This window comes from Saccharopolyspora sp. NPDC000995 (assembly GCF_053599315.1).
In genome coordinates, this window is sequence record NZ_JBSFLZ010000049.1 from 1 (window position 1) to 16,638 (window position 16,638).

Consider the following 16,638-nt stretch of genomic DNA (forward strand, 5'->3'; position numbering starts at 1 on the left):
TGCGGCTGCACCGACACCACGATCTCCATCCTGCGGCCAGACACCACAAGACTGCCGCAAGATCATCATCCCGGGCCTGCCCAACACACCCTCACTCAACCCGAGAATTAACCACCAGGGTCTCCACCACATCCAAAACAGCCTCTTCAGGCAGTCATACGAGGCCGAACCGCCCGGCCTTGACGGCGGCGACGAAGCCGCCCCATCCAGCCCCACCGGACCAAAGCTCCGGCCACCAGGATTCTTCGAATCCCGAGCCCCGACGACCGTGTCAGCGACGGCGATCTCGACACGTGCGCCGTTGTTCGTGCTGTAACTGGACTTCCCCCAGCCAGCCCCGCTTCGGGTCGCGAACGCGGTCTCGACACAATCACCGTTGTTCGCGCTGTAGCTGGACTTCCGCCAAGCCAGGACGCCGACACCCCCGAGATCCGCCTCGTCTACACCTGTACGAGCGAATTTTTCGAGGTGAGGGGCACCTGAGCCAACCAGTGACTCAAGGGTGCCCCTCACCTATCACCGGATCGAGTGGGTCAGCGGCGGCGCTTGGTGCGGAGGTAGTCGCCGACGACCGCCGCGCCGAGGCCGTCCGGGGTGGGTGCCAGGACCCGGCCGCCGCCGCGGCGGGCCACGATGTCCACGAAAGCCTTCAGGCTCGGATCCTCGCCGAGCATGAAGACGCTCAACGTGGCGCCCAGGCGGTGCAGGGCGTCCACTTCGGACAGCGTGACCTGCAGGGTGTGCCGCGTCGGCGGGTACTGGAACACCGCCTCGCCGTCGGGTTCGAGGTGGGCGGTGGGTTCCCCGTCGGTCACCACCAGCACGACCGGCTGGGCGTCCGGGTGGCGGCGCAGGTGGCGGCCCGCGAGCAGCAGCGCGTGATGCAGGTTCGTGCCCTGTTCCCAAACCCCTTCCAGCGCGGCGAGCTCACCGACGTCCACAGTGGACGCGTAGCGCCCGAAGGTCACCAGTTGCAGCGCGTCCGAGCGGAACCGGGTCGCGACCAGGTGGTGCAGCGCGAGGGCGGTGCGCTTCATCGGCACCCAGCGGCCGTCCTGCACCATTGACCACGACGTGTCCACGCAGAGCACCACCGCCGAGCGCGAACGCTGCTCGGTCTCGGCCACCTCCAGGTCTGAGATGTCCAGCTGCGCCGAATCCGGCCCCTCCGCCGCGCGCCGCAGCACGGCGTTGCGCACAGTGCGGACGGCGTCCCACGGCTCCGCGTCGCCGTAGCTCCACGGCCGCGTGGTGCCGGTCAACTCCCCCGCCGCGCCCGCGCGGTCGGTGTCGCGCTCGCCGCGCCGCGACCGCAGCTGCGCGATCACTGAGCGCAGCGCGGTCTCCCCGAGCCGACGCAGGGCGCGCGGTGACAGCCTCAAGCTGCCGTCGGGTGCCCGTTGCAGCAGTCTCTGCTGCCGCAACTGCTGCTCGATCTCCGACAGCCGCTGCGCATCGACAACGGCCTGCGGGCCGAGCTGCCGCTCCAGCGCCTCCAGGTCGATATCCTCCAGGCTCGCACCCGGATAGGCCTGCCCGAGCTGCTCCGCCAACCGGTCCAGCTCACCGAGGTCGGCCATCGCCGCCGTGGCTTCGGCCAGCCCCATCGGCTGGTCGCCGCGGAACCGCGCCCGGCCCGTCCAGTCCTCGCCCGGCCGCAGCCCCTGCAGCTGCTGGTCGAGCCGCTGCAACGCCCGGGCGATGCGCGGGTCGCCGAAAGCCTGCTGGGACAGCGACATCAACTCGGCGCGCTGCCGCTCGCTCATGGAGTTCAGCAGCCGCTGGGCGGCCGCCGAGCGGGCCGCCAGCGCGTCGATCAGCTCGTCGACGTTGCGCGGGTTCTCCGGGAAGAACTCGCCGTGGCTGGCCATGAACTGCTCGAACTTCTGCTGAATGTCGGAGTCTGCGCGGGCGTGCGCGGCCAGCAGCGCAGACAGGTCGCCGAGCATCTGCCGCACCCGCTCGGCGTCCTCAGGCGTGACCTGTTGCATCGCCTGCTTCATGCCCTGGAAGCGCTGTTCGAGGAACTCGGCGCCCAGCATCTGCCGGAGCTCCTCAAAGATCTCCCGCGCGTCCGGCGACCGCCAGTCGTAGTTCGCCAGCTCCGAGACCTGGCCCGCGACGTCCGGCGGCAGCGCGCCCAGCTGCAACTCGCGGAACCGCGCGTCCCCGCTGGTGTCGGCCGCGAGCGCCAGCCGCTCCGCCTCCAACGCGCGGTCCAGCAGCCGACGGACCTCGGAGATCGTCCCGTCGAGCCGGTGCCGCCGCTGCATCTCGCTGCGCCGCTGCCACAGCCGCCGGGTGAGCTCGTCGAGACCAGCGACGTCGCGGGTGCCGGTGCGCAGCAACTCCTCCAGCGCGGAGCGCGGCGAGGCGCCTTCCATGACATCGCGGCCGATCTGGTCCAGTGCCGCACGCAGATCCACCGGCGGCGCCAGGGGATCCGCCCCGCCGTGCCACGCGTTGTACCGGAACCGACGGCTCATCAGCTGTACACCGACCGGTCGTCATCGGCGTCCTTGCCGAGCCGCTTCGCCAGGTACAGCGACTCCAGCGCCAGCTCGACGGCGCTGGCGATGCGCCCCGGCGGGTCCCCGGCGCGCACCCCGAGCCGCTCGGCGACCTGGTGCAGCACAGGCAGCTCCGGCAGCGCGGTGAGGACGTCGCGCCCGGCGACGCGCTCACCGGTGGCCACCGGGTGCCCGTCGATGACGGCCTGGGCCAGCGACTGAAGGTCCAGCCCGGCGAACAGGCCGCGGGCGGTGTCGGCCACCGAGCGCCGCAGCAGGTAGCCCAGCAGCTCGTCCTCGCGGCCCTCCTCGCCGGCCTCGAACTCGATCTTGCCGCGCAGAACGGCGGGCACCGCCGCCAGGTCGACCGGCCGCGCCACCGCCGGGTGCTCGCCGGTCACCGCGGACCGGTGCAGCGCGGCGGCCGAGACGGTCTCGGCGGCGGCGATGGCGAACCGGGCCGACACCCCGGAGCGCTGGTCGACCGCGGCGGATTCGCGCAGGTGGCCGACGAAGCGGGCGAGCACCTCCAGCAGGTGGTCGCCGACCTCGGCCGGCAGGTCCGCCTCCTGGCGCACCAGCGACACCTCGTCATCGACGTCCAGCGGGTAGTGGGTGCGGATCTCCGCGCCGAAGCGGTCCTTCAGCGGCGTGATGATCCGGCCCCGGTTCGTGTAGTCCTCGGGGTTTGCGGTGGCGACCAGCAGCACGTCCAGCGGCAGCCGCAGGCTGTAGCCGCGGATCTGGATGTCCCGCTCCTCCATCACGTTCAGCAGCGCCACCTGGATCCGCTCGGCCAGGTCGGGCAGCTCGTTGACGGTGACGATGCCGCGGTGCGCGCGGGGCACGAGTCCGAAGTGGATCGTCTCCGGGTCGCCCAGCGAGCGGCCCTCGGCGACCTTCACCGGGTCCACGTCGCCGACCAGGTCGCCGACCGAGGTGTCAGGGGTGGCCAGCTTCTCCACGTACCGCTCGCTGCGGTGCCGCCAGGCCACCGGTAAGTCGTCGCCGAGCTCCACGGCGCGGCGGCGGGAGGCCGGGGTGATCGGCTGCAGCGGGTGTTCGCCGAGTTCCGAGCTCTCGATCACTGGAGTCCACTCGTCGAGCAGTTCCACGAGGCTGCGCAGCAGCCGCGTCTTGCCCTGCCCGCGCTCCCCGAGCAGCACGACGTCGTGCCCGGCGATCAGGGCGCGTTCCAGCTGCGGCAGCACCGTCTGGTCGAATCCGACGATGCCGGGCCACAGCGCCCGGCCGGAGCGTAGCGCGGTCAGCAGGTTGGCGCGCAGCTCGGCCTTGACGCTGCGCGGGACGTGGCCGCTGGACCGCAGCGCTCCTGCCGTGCGGGGCAGCCCTTCGGGTTGAGTCGGGGTCGTCACGCCCCCGACGCTACCGGCACGAACCGACAAGCGCTGCCATAGCAGAAAGGATTTCGTATGTGGGCGCGCTGGAGTAGAAACACCAAGTAACCCGCGATGGCATGCGCAGGAGGATCAAGTGGGCCTGGAAATCGAGGTCGATCCCGGCGAAGTCGGTTTCGACGCCGCCCGGCTGAACCGGATCGACGAGCACTTCGCGAAGTACGTGGAGGCCGGCAAGCTGCCGGGCTGGCTGGCGCTGGTGTCCCGGCACGGCAAGATCGCGCACCTGTCGACGCACGGAATGCGCGACATCGCCAGCGGCGCCCCAGTGCAGACCGACACGCTGTTCCGGATCTACTCCATGACCAAGCCGGTCACCTCGGTGGCGATCATGATGCTGCACGAGGAGGGTGCCTTCGAGCTCACCGGCCCGGTCGCCGACTTCATCCCATCGTTTGCCGACCTGCGGGTTTACCGAGGTGGGACCGCCCGCGCCCCGCAGACCCGCCCGGCAGCCGAGGAAATGCGGATCTGGCACCTGCTGACGCACACCGCCGGCCTAACGTACGCCTTCCACTACCTGAACCCGGTCGACGAGCTCTACCGCCGCGCCGGATTCGAGTTCGGCATGGCCGCCGACCTCGACCTGGCGGGTTGCTGCGACGCGTGGGCGAGCATGCCGCTGCTGTTCGACCCGGGCACTGCCTGGAACTACTCGGTGGCCACCGACGTGCTGGGCCGGATCGTGGAGGTGGCGTCCGGGCAGACGCTGGACGAGTTCTTCCGCACCCGCATCTTCGAGCCGCTGGGCATGACCGACACCGGCTTCGCGGTGGACCGCGCCAACGCCGACCGGCTCGCCACCCTCTACGCGGCCGACCCGCAGGGCAAGGCCCGCCCGCACCCGAAGCACGCGGAGCTGCACGCTACGGCGTTGGAGCTGCCCAAGGCCCTCTCCGGCGGCGGCGGGCTGTTCTCCTCCGCGCACGACTACCACCGGTTCACGCAGATGCTGCGCGGGGAGGGCGAGCTCGACGGCACGCGCCTGCTCGGCAGCCGCACGATGCGGTACATGACCCGAAACCACCTGCCCGGCGGCGCGGACCTGGAAACCCTGGCGCTCGGGTCGGTCTCCGAGGTGGCCAACGCGGGCAAGGGCTTCGGGCTGGGCTTCGCGGTGATCGGCGACCCACTGGCGGCGAAGGTGATCAGCTCCCGGGGCGAGTTCTCCTGGGGCGGCCTGGCCAGCACCGCGTTCTGGGTGGACCCGGCGGAGGACCTGACGGTGCTGTTCCTGACTCAGCTGATGCCGTCGAGCACCCACCCGATCCGTCCCCAACTGCACCAACTCGTCTACCAGTCCCTAGTGGACTGAAAGACCGTTTTCGTTCTCCGCAATGTCAATGGAAATCGGACCTTCGATTTTAATGGAAATTTCGGCCCCCCGACCCCAGGACGCGGGATTCGCCGATGGCGAGGTCCCAGAGTTGCTCCGGGTCGCGGCCGGTGTCGCGCCAGGCCTTGCGGACGCGGGTCAGCGGTTCGACGACCGGTTCCCGGGTCAGCACGAACGTCGCCCAGTGCATCGTCGCCGCGTACCTCGCGCCCAGGTCCGCCACCGCCTGCACCGCCTCCTCCGGGTTCATGTGCACCGGCTTCATGAACCACCGCGGCGCGTACGCGCCGATCGGCACCATCGCCACGTCGATGCCCGGATACTGCTGCCCGATCTCGGCGAAGTGCGGGCCGTAGCCGGTGTCCCCGGCGTGGTAGACCCGGTGCTCTGGGCCGGAGATCACCCAGCTGCCCCATAGGCTGCGGCAGGTGTCCCGCGGGCCGCGGCGGCTCCAGTGCTGCGCGGGGGCGAAGTCGAACGTCAGCCCGGCGACCTCCGCGGACTGCCACCAGTCCAGCTCGATGACCTCGGTGAAGCCGCGGCGCCGGAACCAGCGGCCCACCCCGGCGGGCACCAGCAACGGAGTGTCGCGCGGCAGCCGCAGCACAGTGGGCGCGTCCAAGTGGTCGTAGTGGTTGTGGCTGATCACGACCGCGTCGACGGGCGGCAACTCGGCGAAGGAGACACCCGGCGGCGTCAGCCGGCGCGGCACGCCAGGAATCCGGGACGACCAAACGGGATCGGTGAGCACCGTGGCCCCGGCCGTCCGCACCACGTAGGTCGCGTGGCCGACCCAGGTGACCGCAGTGTCGCGCGCCGTGACCGGTGGCAGCCCGGTGCGCAGCACCGGGATCCGGTTGGAGTCCTCCACCCGGCCACGGAATCCGCCGGTCCACATCAGTCGCATCACGTCGCTGAAGCGGGGCAGCGGCGCGTGCAGGCGGTCGGCGTAGGAGGGCTGGATCATCGGCTGCTGGTACTGGGTTCGCACCCGACCAGATTGCCCCGCCCAGCAGCCGGTCCGCACCCGCGGATTCAGAACGCGGGCCAGGGGATGGCGGGCCATTCCCCGGAAGGAGCGGGAAACGTCCCGTCCTCCAGCAGCCGCTCGATGCGCGCGTTGACCGCCTGGACTTCCTTCGGCGTCACGTGTTCTGCCAGCTCAGCGGCCAGCGGGCCCTCCATCAGGGCGCGCAGCTCGCCGAGCCGGTCGACGGCGTCGGCCGGCAGCGGCTGGCCGATCCAGCCCCAGAGCACGGTGCGCAGCTTGTCGTCGGTGTTCAGGCTCACGCCGTGATCGACGCCCAGCACCTGGCCGTCCGGGGCGTGCAGGATGTGCCCGCCCTTGCGGTCAGCGTTGTTTATCACGATGTCGAGCACCGCTAACAGCCGCAGCTGCTCGTGGTCGGCGTGTGCCAGCACCACCGGGTCGCCGCGGTGGTCCTGGGCACGCAGCACCGGCAGCCAACCATCCGGCACCCCGCCCGGGACGACGATGTCGACCAGCTGCGAATCCTCTTCGGTGTCCACCCACAGCTGCACCATGCCCGGCCCAAATGGGCCATCGCGCAGCAGCGTCGGCGGGATCAGCCCCCAGCCGGTGGCCTCGGACAGCAGGTAGGACGCGATCTCACGGCCGGCGAGCGTGCCGTCCGGGAAGTCCCACAACTGCCGCTCCCCGCGCACCGGCTTGTAGACGCACTCAGCTGAGACGCCGTCGGCCTCGATCACGCAGAACAACGTCGCGTTCGACGCCTCCACCAGCCGCCCCTGCACGTCCAACCGGCCGTGCAGGAGCAGTCCGCGGACCGCGGGATCATCGGCGCGCACGCCGGTCAGACCTCTTCCGAGCGGCGGTAGCCGTTCTGCCGCGGGCAGATGTGACCGGCCGGGTCCAGCGGTTCGGCGCACAGCGGGCACGGCTTCCGGCCCGCGTTGATGACGCGCTCGGCGCGCTCGGCGAACGCTCGGGCGTGCGCTGGGCTGAGGAACACCCGCAGGGCATCGGGGCCCTCCTCGGTGTCGTCGAGGACCACCGACTCGTCGATCTCCTCCTCGGTGACCGCGAGCAGCTCGACGACCACCGCTTCGGTCTCGGCGTCCCAGCCCAGCCCCATCGTGCCGACCCGGAACTCCTCGTCCACCGGCACCGCCAGCGGGTCGGTGTCGACCAGGTCGTCGGGGGTCTGGGTGGGCAGGTCGGTGTTGAACCGCCGCTGCACTTCCTCCAGCAGCGCGCCGATGCGTTCGGCCAGCACCGACACCTGCTGCTTCTCTAGCTGCACGCTCACCGTGCGGACATCCTCGGACGCCTGCAGGTAGAAGGTGCGTTCACCGGGTTCACCGACCGTTCCGGCGACGAATCGGTCGGGTTGACGGAAGACGTGGATGACACGAGCCATGGCACCTCCGACACTAGGCCACCGCGCGCTGGCCGTGCGCGGCTGGCCCCCGTTTTGTTCATCACCGTTTCGGGCCGGACCGGTTTCCACCGGGCCATCCGCCGGTTTACTCGTTGAGCACTCCTTTCGACCACCGGTTTCAACCTTGTTCGCCATTGGCGAACTCCGGCGCTGCACGCTGCGGGCCGATACGATCACGGGCGGTGGTCAGGATCGCGGGATGGAGCACGCCATGAGCATGCGCGAACTACGTCGCCCGCACAGGCTGCGCAGCGGGGACACCGTGGCGCTCGTCGCCCCCGCCGGGCCGGTGCCCGAGCAGCTGCTCGACGCCGGGCTGGCGCAGCTGCGCTCGTGGGGCCTGAACGCGCGGGTCGGCAAGCACGTCCGCGACCGCCATCCGCACCTGGACTACCTGGCGGGCACCGACGCCGACCGCGCCGCCGACCTGCAGGAGGCGTGGTGCGACCCGGACGTCACCGCGGTGTTCTGCGTGCGCGGCGGCTACGGCAGCATGCGGATCCTCGACCACCTGGACTGGACCGAGATGGCTGCGGCCGGACCGAAGGTGTTCACCGGCTCCAGCGACATCACCGCCCTGCACGACGCATTCGCCACCCAGCTCGGCGTGGTCACGGTGTTCGGGCCGATGCTGGCCACGAAGGCGTTCGTCGAGGACCCCGCGGCGCGGGAGCACCTGCGCCGCACGCTGTTCCAGCCCGAGTCGGTCACGATCCTGACGCGTTCCAACGCGGGCGCGCTCGTGCACGGGCGCGCACGGGGCATTATCTACGGCGGCAACCTGAGCATGGTCGCGGGCTCCCTCGGCGCGCCGGACGCACCGACCCCACCGGAGCGCGGGATCGCCATGCTCGAGGACGTCACGGAGGACCCCTACCGGTTGGACCGGTTCGTCACGAAACTGCTGCGCGCGGGCTGGTTTGACCACGCCGCCGGGATCGCGCTCGGTTCCTGGACCGAATGCGGGCCCCTGGAGGAGGTGCGCGCGGTCATGTCGGACCGGCTGGGCGGCCTCGGTGTGCCGATCATGTGGGAGCTCGGCTTCGGCCACTGCGACGCGCAGCGCACGATCCCGCTCGGCGTGGCCGCCGAACTCGACACCGACGCGCAGCGCCTCTCTATCCTCCAACCGGCGCTGCGCTAGTTGGCCTTCCGCCGTGCGTAACGTGGCGCGCCTTCGCCCGGTTGCACGATGGCGGCCGACATGTCCGCCATGGTCGAATCGCTGGGCTTCGACGCGGTCGGCATCGTCGGCCACGACTGGGGCGCACGGGTGCGCACCGCTGGAACCTGGACCGCCCGGCGCGGATCGACCGGCTGGCACTGCTGGACATCGTGCAAACCCGCGAGACGTGACGGCGGCTGAACACCGAAACCGGCCTGGCCTACTGGCACCGGCTGTTCCACATGCAGCCGGACCTGCCTGACGGCTGGCCAGCGCCGACGTCGCGGGCTACCTCGGATACTTCTTCGAGCGCTGGACGGTCAACCGGCACGGCCGGGAGGCGGTGGCGATCGACGAGTACGTGCGTGCCTTCTCGGCGCGCCAGGAGCGCTGCGGGCCGGTTTCGACGACTGCCGGGTGTCGTTCCCGCAGGACAGCGAGCACGACGACGCTGACACGGAGGCGGGCCGGAAGCCGGCCATGCCACTGCTGACCCTGTGGGGCTCGGCCGGCCTGCCCGCCCAGCTGCCGATACACGACATCTGGCGCGAATACGCCGAGGATGTCACCCGTGCCGAGATCCCGGAGTGCGGCCACTTCCCCGCCCGAGGAGCGGCCCGGAGGCAGTGCTCGGCCCACCTGCGGGAATTCCTGGCGCCCGCGGCGTAGTTGATAGCCTCGTCAGCAACCCGCCCGCAACGACAACGGTGTCCCATGCGCGTCCGCCCCATCGCACCAGACCTGCTGGCGGCGGAGGTGGTCGAACGCATCGACGCGCTTCCGGGGCGCTGGGCGCGGGTGGCGGTGGACGGCGCACCCGCCGCGGACACCGGCGATTTCGCCAACCACCTGGTGGAGCCGCTGCGGACGCTCGGACGCGAGGTGGTCCGGGTGCGCACCTCGGACTACGTGCGCCCGGCGTCGCTGCGGCTGGAGCACGGGCACCGCGACGCGAATTCGTTCTACGAGAGCTGGTTCGACCTCGCGGGCCTGACCCGCGAGGTGCTGACCCCGTTGGCCGAAGGAGGGAACGGCCTGGTCCTGCCAGCCCTGTGGGACGCGGGGGCGGACCGCTCCCCCCGCCTGCCGCGGATCTGCCTCCCGGACCGGGGAGTGGCCATTGTGGACGGACCACTGCTACTCGGCGCGAACCTGGCGTTCGACTTCACCGTCCACCTGTGGCTGCCGGAAGCCGCGCTCGAACGGCGGACTCCCGAGGCCGACCGCTGGACCCTGCCCGCATTCGGGCGCTACGCCAAGGAGGTCGGCCCGGACAACGTCGCGGACTACGTGGTCCGAGTGGATCGCCCGGGCCGCCCTGCCGTCATCGACAGCCTGGACTGAGCCGGCGGTAGCGGACGGATCAGATGTGATGGCTGGATTCGACCCGGTAGAGCGCCGGTTCGTACGTGGCGACGGCGGCCGCGGCCTGCATGTGCTCCTGCGCGGCCGGGTTGGCGAGCATCGCCCTGAAGTCGTCCTCGCTGCGCCACTGGGCGTAGTTCGCGACGTGCTTGCCGTCGAGGCCAGCGTGGATGTTCGCCGACACGAACCCGGGCAGGTGCCGCATCACCTCCTCGGTCGCATTGTCCAGCAGCTCCACCAGCTCCCGCTGCCGCTCGGGCGCCACCGTGAAGACGTTGATCAGAGTCGTCACCGGGGCACCCGGCTCGATCGTCGTAGCCACGCGCAACATCCTGCCCCGCACCACCGACAATTCCCGGACTGAGCACACAAGCTCGCGTATTACAAAATGTGTTACAGTTGGTTGTATGGGCACGCTGAACGTTCGCACCGATGAAGCCATGGAGACCGCGCTGAAGGCGTTAACCGGCGATACGCGGAGCCGATCCGAGGCGGTCCGCTACGCACTCCTGCGGACCTACAAGGAGATTCTGCTGGAGCAGGCGGCGAAGGACGCCGAGCGGCTGAAAGAAGATCCTGACGACCAGGCCGAAATGCTGGCCATCCAGCGGTTCATGGGAGTCGCCGAGTGATCTTCCGGGGCGCCGTGTACGAGATCAAGGCGTTCCCCGGAGCGCGCGGACACGAGCAACAAGGCAAGCGGTACGCGGTAATCATCCAGTCCGACCACTTCTCCACCAGCACCATCGCGGTCGCCCTCACCTCCACCCGGGCGGGCGCAGCGGTCTACCGGCCCGAGATCGAGTTGAACGGCACCAAGAGCAGGATTCTCACCGACCAGATCTACTCGGTGTCACCGGAGCGCCTGGGCGACTTCAAGGGCTCGCTCGGCGCCGGAGAACTCGCCGACCTGGACCGGGCATTGCTTCTGCGGTTCGGCCTGATCTGACTTCTACGCCACGCGGCGCTCCACCGACGCAAACGGCCCCCAGGAGTGTCTTGGTGTAGTCGTGCTGGGGGTCCAGCAGGACCTGTTCCACCGGGCCGACTTCGACGAGGTTCCCCTGGTACATCACCGCCACCCGGTCGGCGATGTTCCAGGCCAGGCCGAGGTCGTGGGTGATCACCAGGGTTGACAGGTCGCGTTCGACCCGCAATCGCAGCAGCAGCGCCAAGATCTCGCCCCGCACCGTCGCATCCAGCGACGCCACCGGTTCGTCGGCGACCAGCACCCGCGGCTCCAGCACGAGCGCACCGGCGATCACCACGCGTTGCCGCTGGCCGCCCGACAGCTCTTGCGGCAGGCGGCCGAAGAACTTCTCCGCTGGCCGCAGCTCCGCCGCCTCGAGCGCCGCCGCGACCCTCCCCGGCTCGTCGTCGGTGATGCCGTGGATGCGCAAACCCTCCGCCACCGCTTCGTAAACGGTGTGCCGGGGGTTGAGCGCCCCGGTCGGGTCCTGCAGCACCAACTGCACCTGCTTGCGGTACTCGCGCAGCCCCGCGCTGCTGGTCGGCAGCGGCACGCCGTCGAAGCGCACCGCACCGCCGGTCGGCTGCTGCAGCCCCAGCATCGTCCGGGCCAACGTCGTCTTGCCGGAGCCGGACTGCCCGACCAGCGCGACGATCTCGTTCTCGTCGACCGCGAGGTCCACCCCGCGCACCGCGTGCACGGTCTGTCCGGAGCGGCTGGTGAAGTCGACCGACACCGACTCGGCGGACAGCAGCGCCGATCCGCTCTGCACCCCTGCGGTGAACCGGAACCGCGGGTCGCCAACCGTAGGGAACGCGCTGGCCAGCGCCTTGCTGTGCGCGTGCTGCGGCGCGGTCATCACCTGCCGCGACGGACCGTGCTCGACGACCTGGCCCTGGTACATCACCGCGAGCCGGGCGCAGCTGGCCGACAGCACCGACAGGTCGTGGCTGATCATCATCAGCGCGATGCCGCGCTCCGCGACCAGCCGCCCCATCAGCTCCAGGATCTGGGCCTGCACCACCACGTCCAGCGCGGTCGTGGGTTCGTCGGCGATCACCAGCCGCGGCTCGCAGGCCAGGGCCATCGCGATCATCACCCGCTGCTTCTGCCCGCCGGAGAGCTCGTGCGGGTAGGCATCGGCCCGCTCCGCGGGGAGTTCCACCTGCGCGAGCAGCTCCGCGACCCGCTCGCGCAGGTCGCCTTTCGCCCGGCCGTGCAGCCTGATCGGCTCCGCGATCTGATCGCCGATGGTGCGCACCGGGTTCAGCGCGTGCATCGCGCCCTGGAAAACCACCGATGCGCTCGCCCAGCGCACCGCGCGCAGCTGCCCGAACGTCATCTCGCGAACGTCCTTGCCGTCCAGCAGGATCTCGCCGTCGATGCGCGCCGAGCTCGGCAGCAGCCGCAGCACGGACATCGCCAGCGTCGTCTTGCCGCAACCGGATTCCCCTGCCAGGCCTAGGGTTTCGCCCTCCGCGAGGCTCAGGCTCACGCCTGCCACCGCGACCATTCCCGGCGAGACCCCCTGGGCGCCCCGGTAGGTCACCGCCACGTCCCGCATTTGCAGAATCGGAGTCACCGTCGCCCCCGCAACCTCGGATTGAACACCGTCTCCAGCGCACGCCCGCACAACGTGAAGCTGAGCACCACCACCACGATCCCCAGGCCCGGCGGCAGCAAGTACCACCACGCACCGCCGGTGACCGCGCCGGTGTCCATCGCGGACTTCAGCATCGAACCCCACGACACCCGGCTCGGGTCGCCGAGGCCCAGGAACGAAAGCGTCGACTCGGCGATGATCGCGCTGGCCACCGACAGCGTGGTGTTGGCGAACACCAGCGGCAGCACCGCGGGCAGCACGTGGCGGCCGATGATGTGGCCGTGCCCGGCGCCCAGGGCCTGCGCCCGCTCGATGTAGGGGCGGGACTCGACGGTCAACGTCTGGGCCCGCACCATCCGCGCGGTGGCCGGCCAGGCCGTCACCCCGATCGCCAGCACGATCGTCCAGAGCCCGCGGGCGAGCACCGTGGACAACGCGATGGCCAGCACCAGGGACGGCAGGACCAGGAAGAAGTCGGTGAAGCGCAGCAGCACCCGGGAGGTCCAGCCGCCGAAGTGGGCCGCGAGCACCCCCACCAAGGTGCCGATCAAGACCGACAGCACCGCCGCGGCAAGCCCGACGACCAGCGACACCCGCGCGCCCCACCAGGTCAGCAGCAGCACCGAACGACCGGATTCGTCGGTGCCGAGCCAGAATTCGCTGCTCGGCGCCTGCAACGGCTCGCCGGGCGCCCGCGTCACGTCCAGGCCGCTGGCGTCGGTGAGCAGCGGCGCGAACAACGCCAACGCGCCGACCACGGCCAGCAGCACGAGACCCACCAGCCCGGCCCGGTCCGCGCGGAAGACGCGCCACGCCTCGGCCGCGCGGGTCTTGCGGCGGGCCCAGATGATCTGCCCGGCAGTGGCTGTCATGATTCCCGCACCCTCGGATCGAGCACCCGGTAGAACAAATCGGCCAACACGTTCATCACCACCACGCTTCCGGCAAGCACGATGAAAATGCCTTGCAACAACGGCAGGTCCGGCACCCGCAGCGCCTCGTAGGTCAGCAGTCCCAGGCCCGGCCAGGAGAACACCGTCTCCACCGTGATCGCGCCCGCCACCACCAACCCCAGCCGAAGGAAGATCAGCGTGACGGTGGGCAGCAGCGCGTTGGGCACCGCGTGCCTGCGCCGCACCAGGTCCTCGCGCAGGCCCTTGGCGCGCGCGGTCGTCAGGTAGTCCTCGCCCATCTCCTCCAGCAACGACGAGCGCATAACCATCAGGTACTCGGCGTAGATCACCGCCACCATGGTCAGCGTCGGCAGCACCAGGTGGTGGGCGACGTCGAGGACCTGCGGCAGCAGCTCCGGCGGCGTGTCCGGCGAGGAGATCCCGCCGACCGGGAACAGGCCCGGGATCGGCCCGACCCCGACTCCGAAGGCCATCAGCACGATCAACCCGAGCCAGAACGTCGGCACCGACCACAACGTCAGGGCGATCGAGGTCGACGTCTTGTCGAAGGCCTCGCCGTGCCGCCACGCAGCGCGGCTGCCCATCCACAGCCCCAGCAGCACGGCGATCACGGTCGCGGTGCCCACCAGCAGCACGGTCGGGCCGATGCGGTCGAGGATCAGCTCGCCCACCGGGCGGCTGTAGGTGTAGGACGTGCCGAGGTCACCGCGCAGCAGGTTGCCGAGGAAGTCCAGGAACTGCTTCCAAAGCGGCTGGTCCAGGCCGAACCGCTCCCGCAGCACGGCGATCTGCTGCGCGGTCACCGGCGCGCCACGCGTCATGGTGCGCACCGGGTCGCCGGGCATCACCCGGAACAGGAAGAACCCCAGCACCGCCACCATGAACAGGCTCACCAGGCCGCCGCCGAGCTTGCCGCCCAGGTAGCGGGCCATCCGGTGGCCATTGCCGGTCGGCGGTGACGGTTCGGCGACGGTGACGAGTGCTTCGGACACGGCTCACTCACTCCCTGGTGTCGGCGGTCGCGCGGCGGCGGACCACCACGAGCGCCACCACGACGCCGACCAGCACCACGAGCCCGCCGAGCACCCAGGCGACACCGGTGTAGTCGGTGCCCGAGCCGTTCAGCGCCTTGTCGGTCGGCTGCGCGCCGTAGTAGCCCCAGTAGCCCTGCTGTGCCACGATCACGCCGTCGCTCTTCGGCTGCAGGCTGAACCCGCTGTAGCGGTCGGCGCGGTAGGCCTCCAGCGAATTCTGGTACCACAGGATCAGACCGGCGGCCTGGTCGTAGAACCGGGCCTGCGCCTGCTTGACCAGATCGACCCGCTTCGCCTGGTCGAACTCGCCGAGCTGCCGGTTGTAGAGGTCGTCGTACTGCTGGTCGCACAGGAACGTGTCCGGGTTGCCGCCGCCGTCGGGGCCCGGCCGGGACGCGCAGGTCTGCAGCCGCAGCACATAATCCGGGTCGGGGTTGGCCGACCAGCCGCTGACGACCATGTCGTAGTCGGCGCTGGTGGTGCGGTCGTTTAGCTGGTTGTCCGACACCGGCTGCAGTTCGACGCCGATGCCCAGATCGGCTAGCCACCGCTTGACGAACTCACCGACCTGGGTGTCTTCCGACCGGGAGCCGTGCAGCACGAGGTTGAAGTTCAGCGGCTCACCCTGCGGGGTCCGGCGGATGCCGTCCGCGCCGCGCGCGTAACCCGCCTCGTCGAGCTTCCGGTTGGCCGCCGCCGGGTCGAAGGTCCGCGGCTGCGGCGGGGTCCAGTGGTAATCGGAGAAGATCGGCGGCAGGTACCCGCCGCCCTCCTGGCCGTAGCCACCGAGCACCCGCCCCACCAGGGCCTTCCGGTCGATCGCCTGGTCGATGGCCTGCCGCACTCGCACGTCCTTCAGCGCCGGGTGGCCGGTGCCGATCGGCTGGTTCTCGCTGTTGGATGCGCCCGGGTTGAGCGACAGTTCGAAGAACCGCCGCCCCTGACCCTTGACCTGCTGGATGTCGGGCTGCCCGGCCAGCGCGTCGAATTGCGCGGAGGTCAGCTTCTGGACGACGTCCACGTCGCCTTTGCGCAGCGCCTGCACCGCGGCGTCGCTGTTCTTGAACTGGATGAACCGCAACCCGGCGACCTTGGGCGCACCGCGCCAGAACTCCGGGTTCGCGGTCAGCGTGACGTCCTGCTCGGCGCGGTAGCCGGTGAGCGTGAACGGCCCGCTGCCGACAACCGGCATCTGGTCGTTGGCGAAGGTCGCGACGTCGGCGACCTTCGACCACACGTGCTCGGGCACGATCGGCGCGTCGATAGCCAGCATCGTGGCCTGCGGCGTCTTCGTGCGGATCACCAGCGTGGTGTCGTCCGGGGCCGTGACTGCCTCGAAATTCTTCACGAAGTTGCCGTTCGCGGTGCTCGCGGCCGGATCGGTCATCATCCGCTTGAACGTGTAGGCCGCGTCGCGGGCGGTCACCGACTGCCCGTCGGACCACTTGACGCCGGAGCGGATCCGGAAGGTCCAGGTGAGCTTGTCTTGGGAGGGCTCCCAGCTCTCGGCAAGCTCCGGCATCACCGAGAAGTCGTCCGGGCTGTAGGTCGTCAGCGTCGGGTAGATGGACCGGAAGATGTCGCTGGAGGCCACCGTGTAGCCCAGGAACGGGTTCAACGAGTCGATCTGCTGCTGCAGCCCGATCCGCAGCGTCGCTCCGTCCCGGTGCGCGCCGTCGCCCTGCGCCGATGCCGGCATCGGCGCCAGCAATCCGACCAACAGCACGGCCCAGAGCACGGCGAATCGTCTGCTCACGGTGCCCCCTCCTTTGTGGCAATGAGAAGAAGGAACCATCTTCAGGCACTGTTCGTCAATGGTTAACCGAAGGTCGTCTTCGAGCCGCGTCACGCAGGGGAATCGGACCGTTACGCAACCGGCGCGTCGCCGCCCGGAATTCTG

The 16,638-nt window shown here is 70.2% G+C and carries 18 protein-coding genes; 7 read left to right on the forward strand and 11 right to left on the reverse strand.

All coding sequences use genetic code 11. The annotated features are described in order from the left end of the window. The 3 genes from ACWDKQ_RS17765 to ACWDKQ_RS17775 form a co-directional block, all read right to left on the reverse strand. Window positions 1-513, reverse strand: a 513-nt coding sequence (locus ACWDKQ_RS17765) for a DUF397 domain-containing protein (RefSeq protein WP_450139827.1), incomplete at its 3' end; no start/stop codon positions are given. Window positions 514-533: 20 nt separating this feature from the next. Next, on the reverse strand, window positions 534-2,486 hold the full coding sequence (locus ACWDKQ_RS17770; RefSeq protein ID WP_450139828.1) for a vWA domain-containing protein: 1,953 nt from the start codon (window positions 2,484-2,486) through the stop codon (window positions 534-536). After that, the gene (locus tag ACWDKQ_RS17775) at window positions 2,486-3,886 is read right to left on the reverse strand and encodes an ATP-binding protein (RefSeq protein ID WP_450139829.1); all 1,401 of its coding nucleotides are present in this window, start codon (window positions 3,884-3,886) and stop codon (window positions 2,486-2,488) included. The genes ACWDKQ_RS17770 and ACWDKQ_RS17775 overlap by 1 nt, the downstream gene beginning before the upstream one ends. A 118-nt stretch (window positions 3,887-4,004) precedes the next feature. Here ACWDKQ_RS17775 and ACWDKQ_RS17780 point away from each other — a divergent pair, with 118 nt between their 5' ends. Further along, complete coding sequence (locus ACWDKQ_RS17780) at window positions 4,005-5,243, forward strand: serine hydrolase domain-containing protein (protein ID WP_450139830.1); 1,239 nt, start codon at window positions 4,005-4,007, stop codon at window positions 5,241-5,243. A gap of 49 nt (window positions 5,244-5,292) precedes the next feature. Here the strand turns inward: ACWDKQ_RS17780 and ACWDKQ_RS17785 are convergent, their stop codons facing one another. The 3 genes from ACWDKQ_RS17785 to ACWDKQ_RS17795 are packed head-to-tail and all read right to left on the reverse strand — an operon-like array spanning window position 5,293 to window position 7,666. Further along, complete coding sequence (locus ACWDKQ_RS17785) at window positions 5,293-6,255, reverse strand: MBL fold metallo-hydrolase (protein ID WP_450139831.1); 963 nt, start codon at window positions 6,253-6,255, stop codon at window positions 5,293-5,295. A gap of 44 nt (window positions 6,256-6,299) precedes the next feature. Beyond that, window positions 6,300-7,094: an SCO1664 family protein gene (locus tag ACWDKQ_RS17790; protein WP_450139832.1), complete on the reverse strand. Its 795-nt coding sequence runs from the start codon at window positions 7,092-7,094 to the stop codon at window positions 6,300-6,302. 5 nt (window positions 7,095-7,099) lie between these two features. Next, entirely contained in the window at window positions 7,100-7,666 is a 567-nt protein-coding gene (locus ACWDKQ_RS17795; RefSeq protein WP_450139833.1) for a DUF3090 domain-containing protein, read from the reverse strand. Between the two features lie 232 nt (window positions 7,667-7,898). On the opposite strand from ACWDKQ_RS17795, the gene ACWDKQ_RS17800 reads away from it, so the two are divergent. The 4 genes from ACWDKQ_RS17800 (at window position 7,899) to ACWDKQ_RS17815 (ending at window position 10,196) form a co-directional block, all read left to right on the forward strand. Next, entirely contained in the window at window positions 7,899-8,831 is a 933-nt protein-coding gene (locus tag ACWDKQ_RS17800) for a S66 peptidase family protein (RefSeq protein ID WP_450139834.1), read from the forward strand. A 60-nt stretch (window positions 8,832-8,891) separates the two neighbouring features. Continuing rightward, entirely contained in the window at window positions 8,892-9,053 is a 162-nt protein-coding gene (locus tag ACWDKQ_RS17805; protein WP_450139835.1) for a hypothetical protein, read from the forward strand. Window positions 9,054-9,269: 216 nt separating this feature from the next. Beyond that, window positions 9,270-9,521, forward strand: a complete 252-nt coding sequence (locus ACWDKQ_RS17810) for an alpha/beta fold hydrolase (protein WP_450139836.1) — start codon at window positions 9,270-9,272, stop codon at window positions 9,519-9,521. A gap of 45 nt (window positions 9,522-9,566) precedes the next feature. Then, complete coding sequence (locus ACWDKQ_RS17815) at window positions 9,567-10,196, forward strand: uridine kinase (protein ID WP_450139837.1); 630 nt, start codon at window positions 9,567-9,569, stop codon at window positions 10,194-10,196. 19 nt (window positions 10,197-10,215) lie between these two features. Here the strand turns inward: ACWDKQ_RS17815 and ACWDKQ_RS17820 are convergent, their stop codons facing one another. Further along, the gene (locus ACWDKQ_RS17820; RefSeq protein WP_450139838.1) at window positions 10,216-10,539 is read right to left on the reverse strand and encodes an antibiotic biosynthesis monooxygenase family protein; all 324 of its coding nucleotides are present in this window, start codon (window positions 10,537-10,539) and stop codon (window positions 10,216-10,218) included. Between the two features lie 85 nt (window positions 10,540-10,624). Here ACWDKQ_RS17820 and ACWDKQ_RS17825 point away from each other — a divergent pair, with 85 nt between their 5' ends. Together ACWDKQ_RS17825 and ACWDKQ_RS17830 are read left to right on the forward strand one after the other, a co-directional pair. Next, window positions 10,625-10,849, forward strand: a complete 225-nt coding sequence (locus ACWDKQ_RS17825; RefSeq protein WP_450139839.1) for a hypothetical protein — start codon at window positions 10,625-10,627, stop codon at window positions 10,847-10,849. Then, window positions 10,846-11,166 carry a type II toxin-antitoxin system PemK/MazF family toxin gene (locus ACWDKQ_RS17830; RefSeq protein ID WP_450139840.1) on the forward strand — a complete coding sequence of 107 codons (321 nt, stop codon included), beginning with the start codon at window positions 10,846-10,848 and terminating at the stop codon, window positions 11,164-11,166. The genes ACWDKQ_RS17825 and ACWDKQ_RS17830 overlap by 4 nt, the downstream gene beginning before the upstream one ends. Here the strand turns inward: ACWDKQ_RS17830 and ACWDKQ_RS17835 are convergent. From ACWDKQ_RS17835 to ACWDKQ_RS17850, 4 genes are read right to left on the reverse strand one after another with little or no spacing between them, the layout of a single operon-like run. Next, window positions 11,093-12,769, reverse strand: coding sequence for a dipeptide ABC transporter ATP-binding protein (locus ACWDKQ_RS17835; RefSeq protein WP_450139841.1), 1,677 nt, complete (start codon window positions 12,767-12,769; stop codon window positions 11,093-11,095). The genes ACWDKQ_RS17830 and ACWDKQ_RS17835 overlap by 74 nt on opposite strands. Continuing rightward, on the reverse strand, window positions 12,766-13,662 hold the full coding sequence (locus ACWDKQ_RS17840; protein ID WP_450139842.1) for an ABC transporter permease: 897 nt from the start codon (window positions 13,660-13,662) through the stop codon (window positions 12,766-12,768). The genes ACWDKQ_RS17835 and ACWDKQ_RS17840 overlap by 4 nt, the downstream gene beginning before the upstream one ends. Beyond that, window positions 13,659-14,696: an ABC transporter permease gene (locus ACWDKQ_RS17845; RefSeq protein ID WP_450139843.1), complete on the reverse strand. Its 1,038-nt coding sequence runs from the start codon at window positions 14,694-14,696 to the stop codon at window positions 13,659-13,661. Before ACWDKQ_RS17845 ends, ACWDKQ_RS17840 begins: the two co-directional genes overlap by 4 nt. Before the next feature lie 7 nt (window positions 14,697-14,703). Next, the gene (locus ACWDKQ_RS17850) at window positions 14,704-16,494 is read right to left on the reverse strand and encodes an ABC transporter substrate-binding protein (RefSeq protein WP_450139844.1); all 1,791 of its coding nucleotides are present in this window, start codon (window positions 16,492-16,494) and stop codon (window positions 14,704-14,706) included. Window positions 16,495-16,638 lie beyond the last annotated feature (144 nt).

Bases quoted from the DNA above. Each gene is read 5' to 3' on its own strand.
- ACWDKQ_RS17770 (WP_450139828.1), bottom strand. From the start codon at position 2,486: ATGAGCCGTCGGTTCCGGTACAACGCGTGGCACGGCGGGGCGGATCCC.
- ACWDKQ_RS17795 (WP_450139833.1), bottom strand. From the start codon at position 7,666: ATGGCTCGTGTCATCCACGTCTTCCGTCAACCCGACCGATTCGTCGCC.
- ACWDKQ_RS17800 (WP_450139834.1), top strand. From the start codon at position 7,899: ATGAGCATGCGCGAACTACGTCGCCCGCACAGGCTGCGCAGCGGGGAC.
- ACWDKQ_RS17805 (WP_450139835.1), top strand. From the start codon at position 8,892: ATGTCCGCCATGGTCGAATCGCTGGGCTTCGACGCGGTCGGCATCGTC.
- ACWDKQ_RS17815 (WP_450139837.1), top strand. From the start codon at position 9,567: ATGCGCGTCCGCCCCATCGCACCAGACCTGCTGGCGGCGGAGGTGGTC.
- ACWDKQ_RS17825 (WP_450139839.1), top strand. From the start codon at position 10,625: ATGGGCACGCTGAACGTTCGCACCGATGAAGCCATGGAGACCGCGCTG.
- ACWDKQ_RS17840 (WP_450139842.1), bottom strand. From the start codon at position 13,662: ATGACAGCCACTGCCGGGCAGATCATCTGGGCCCGCCGCAAGACCCGC.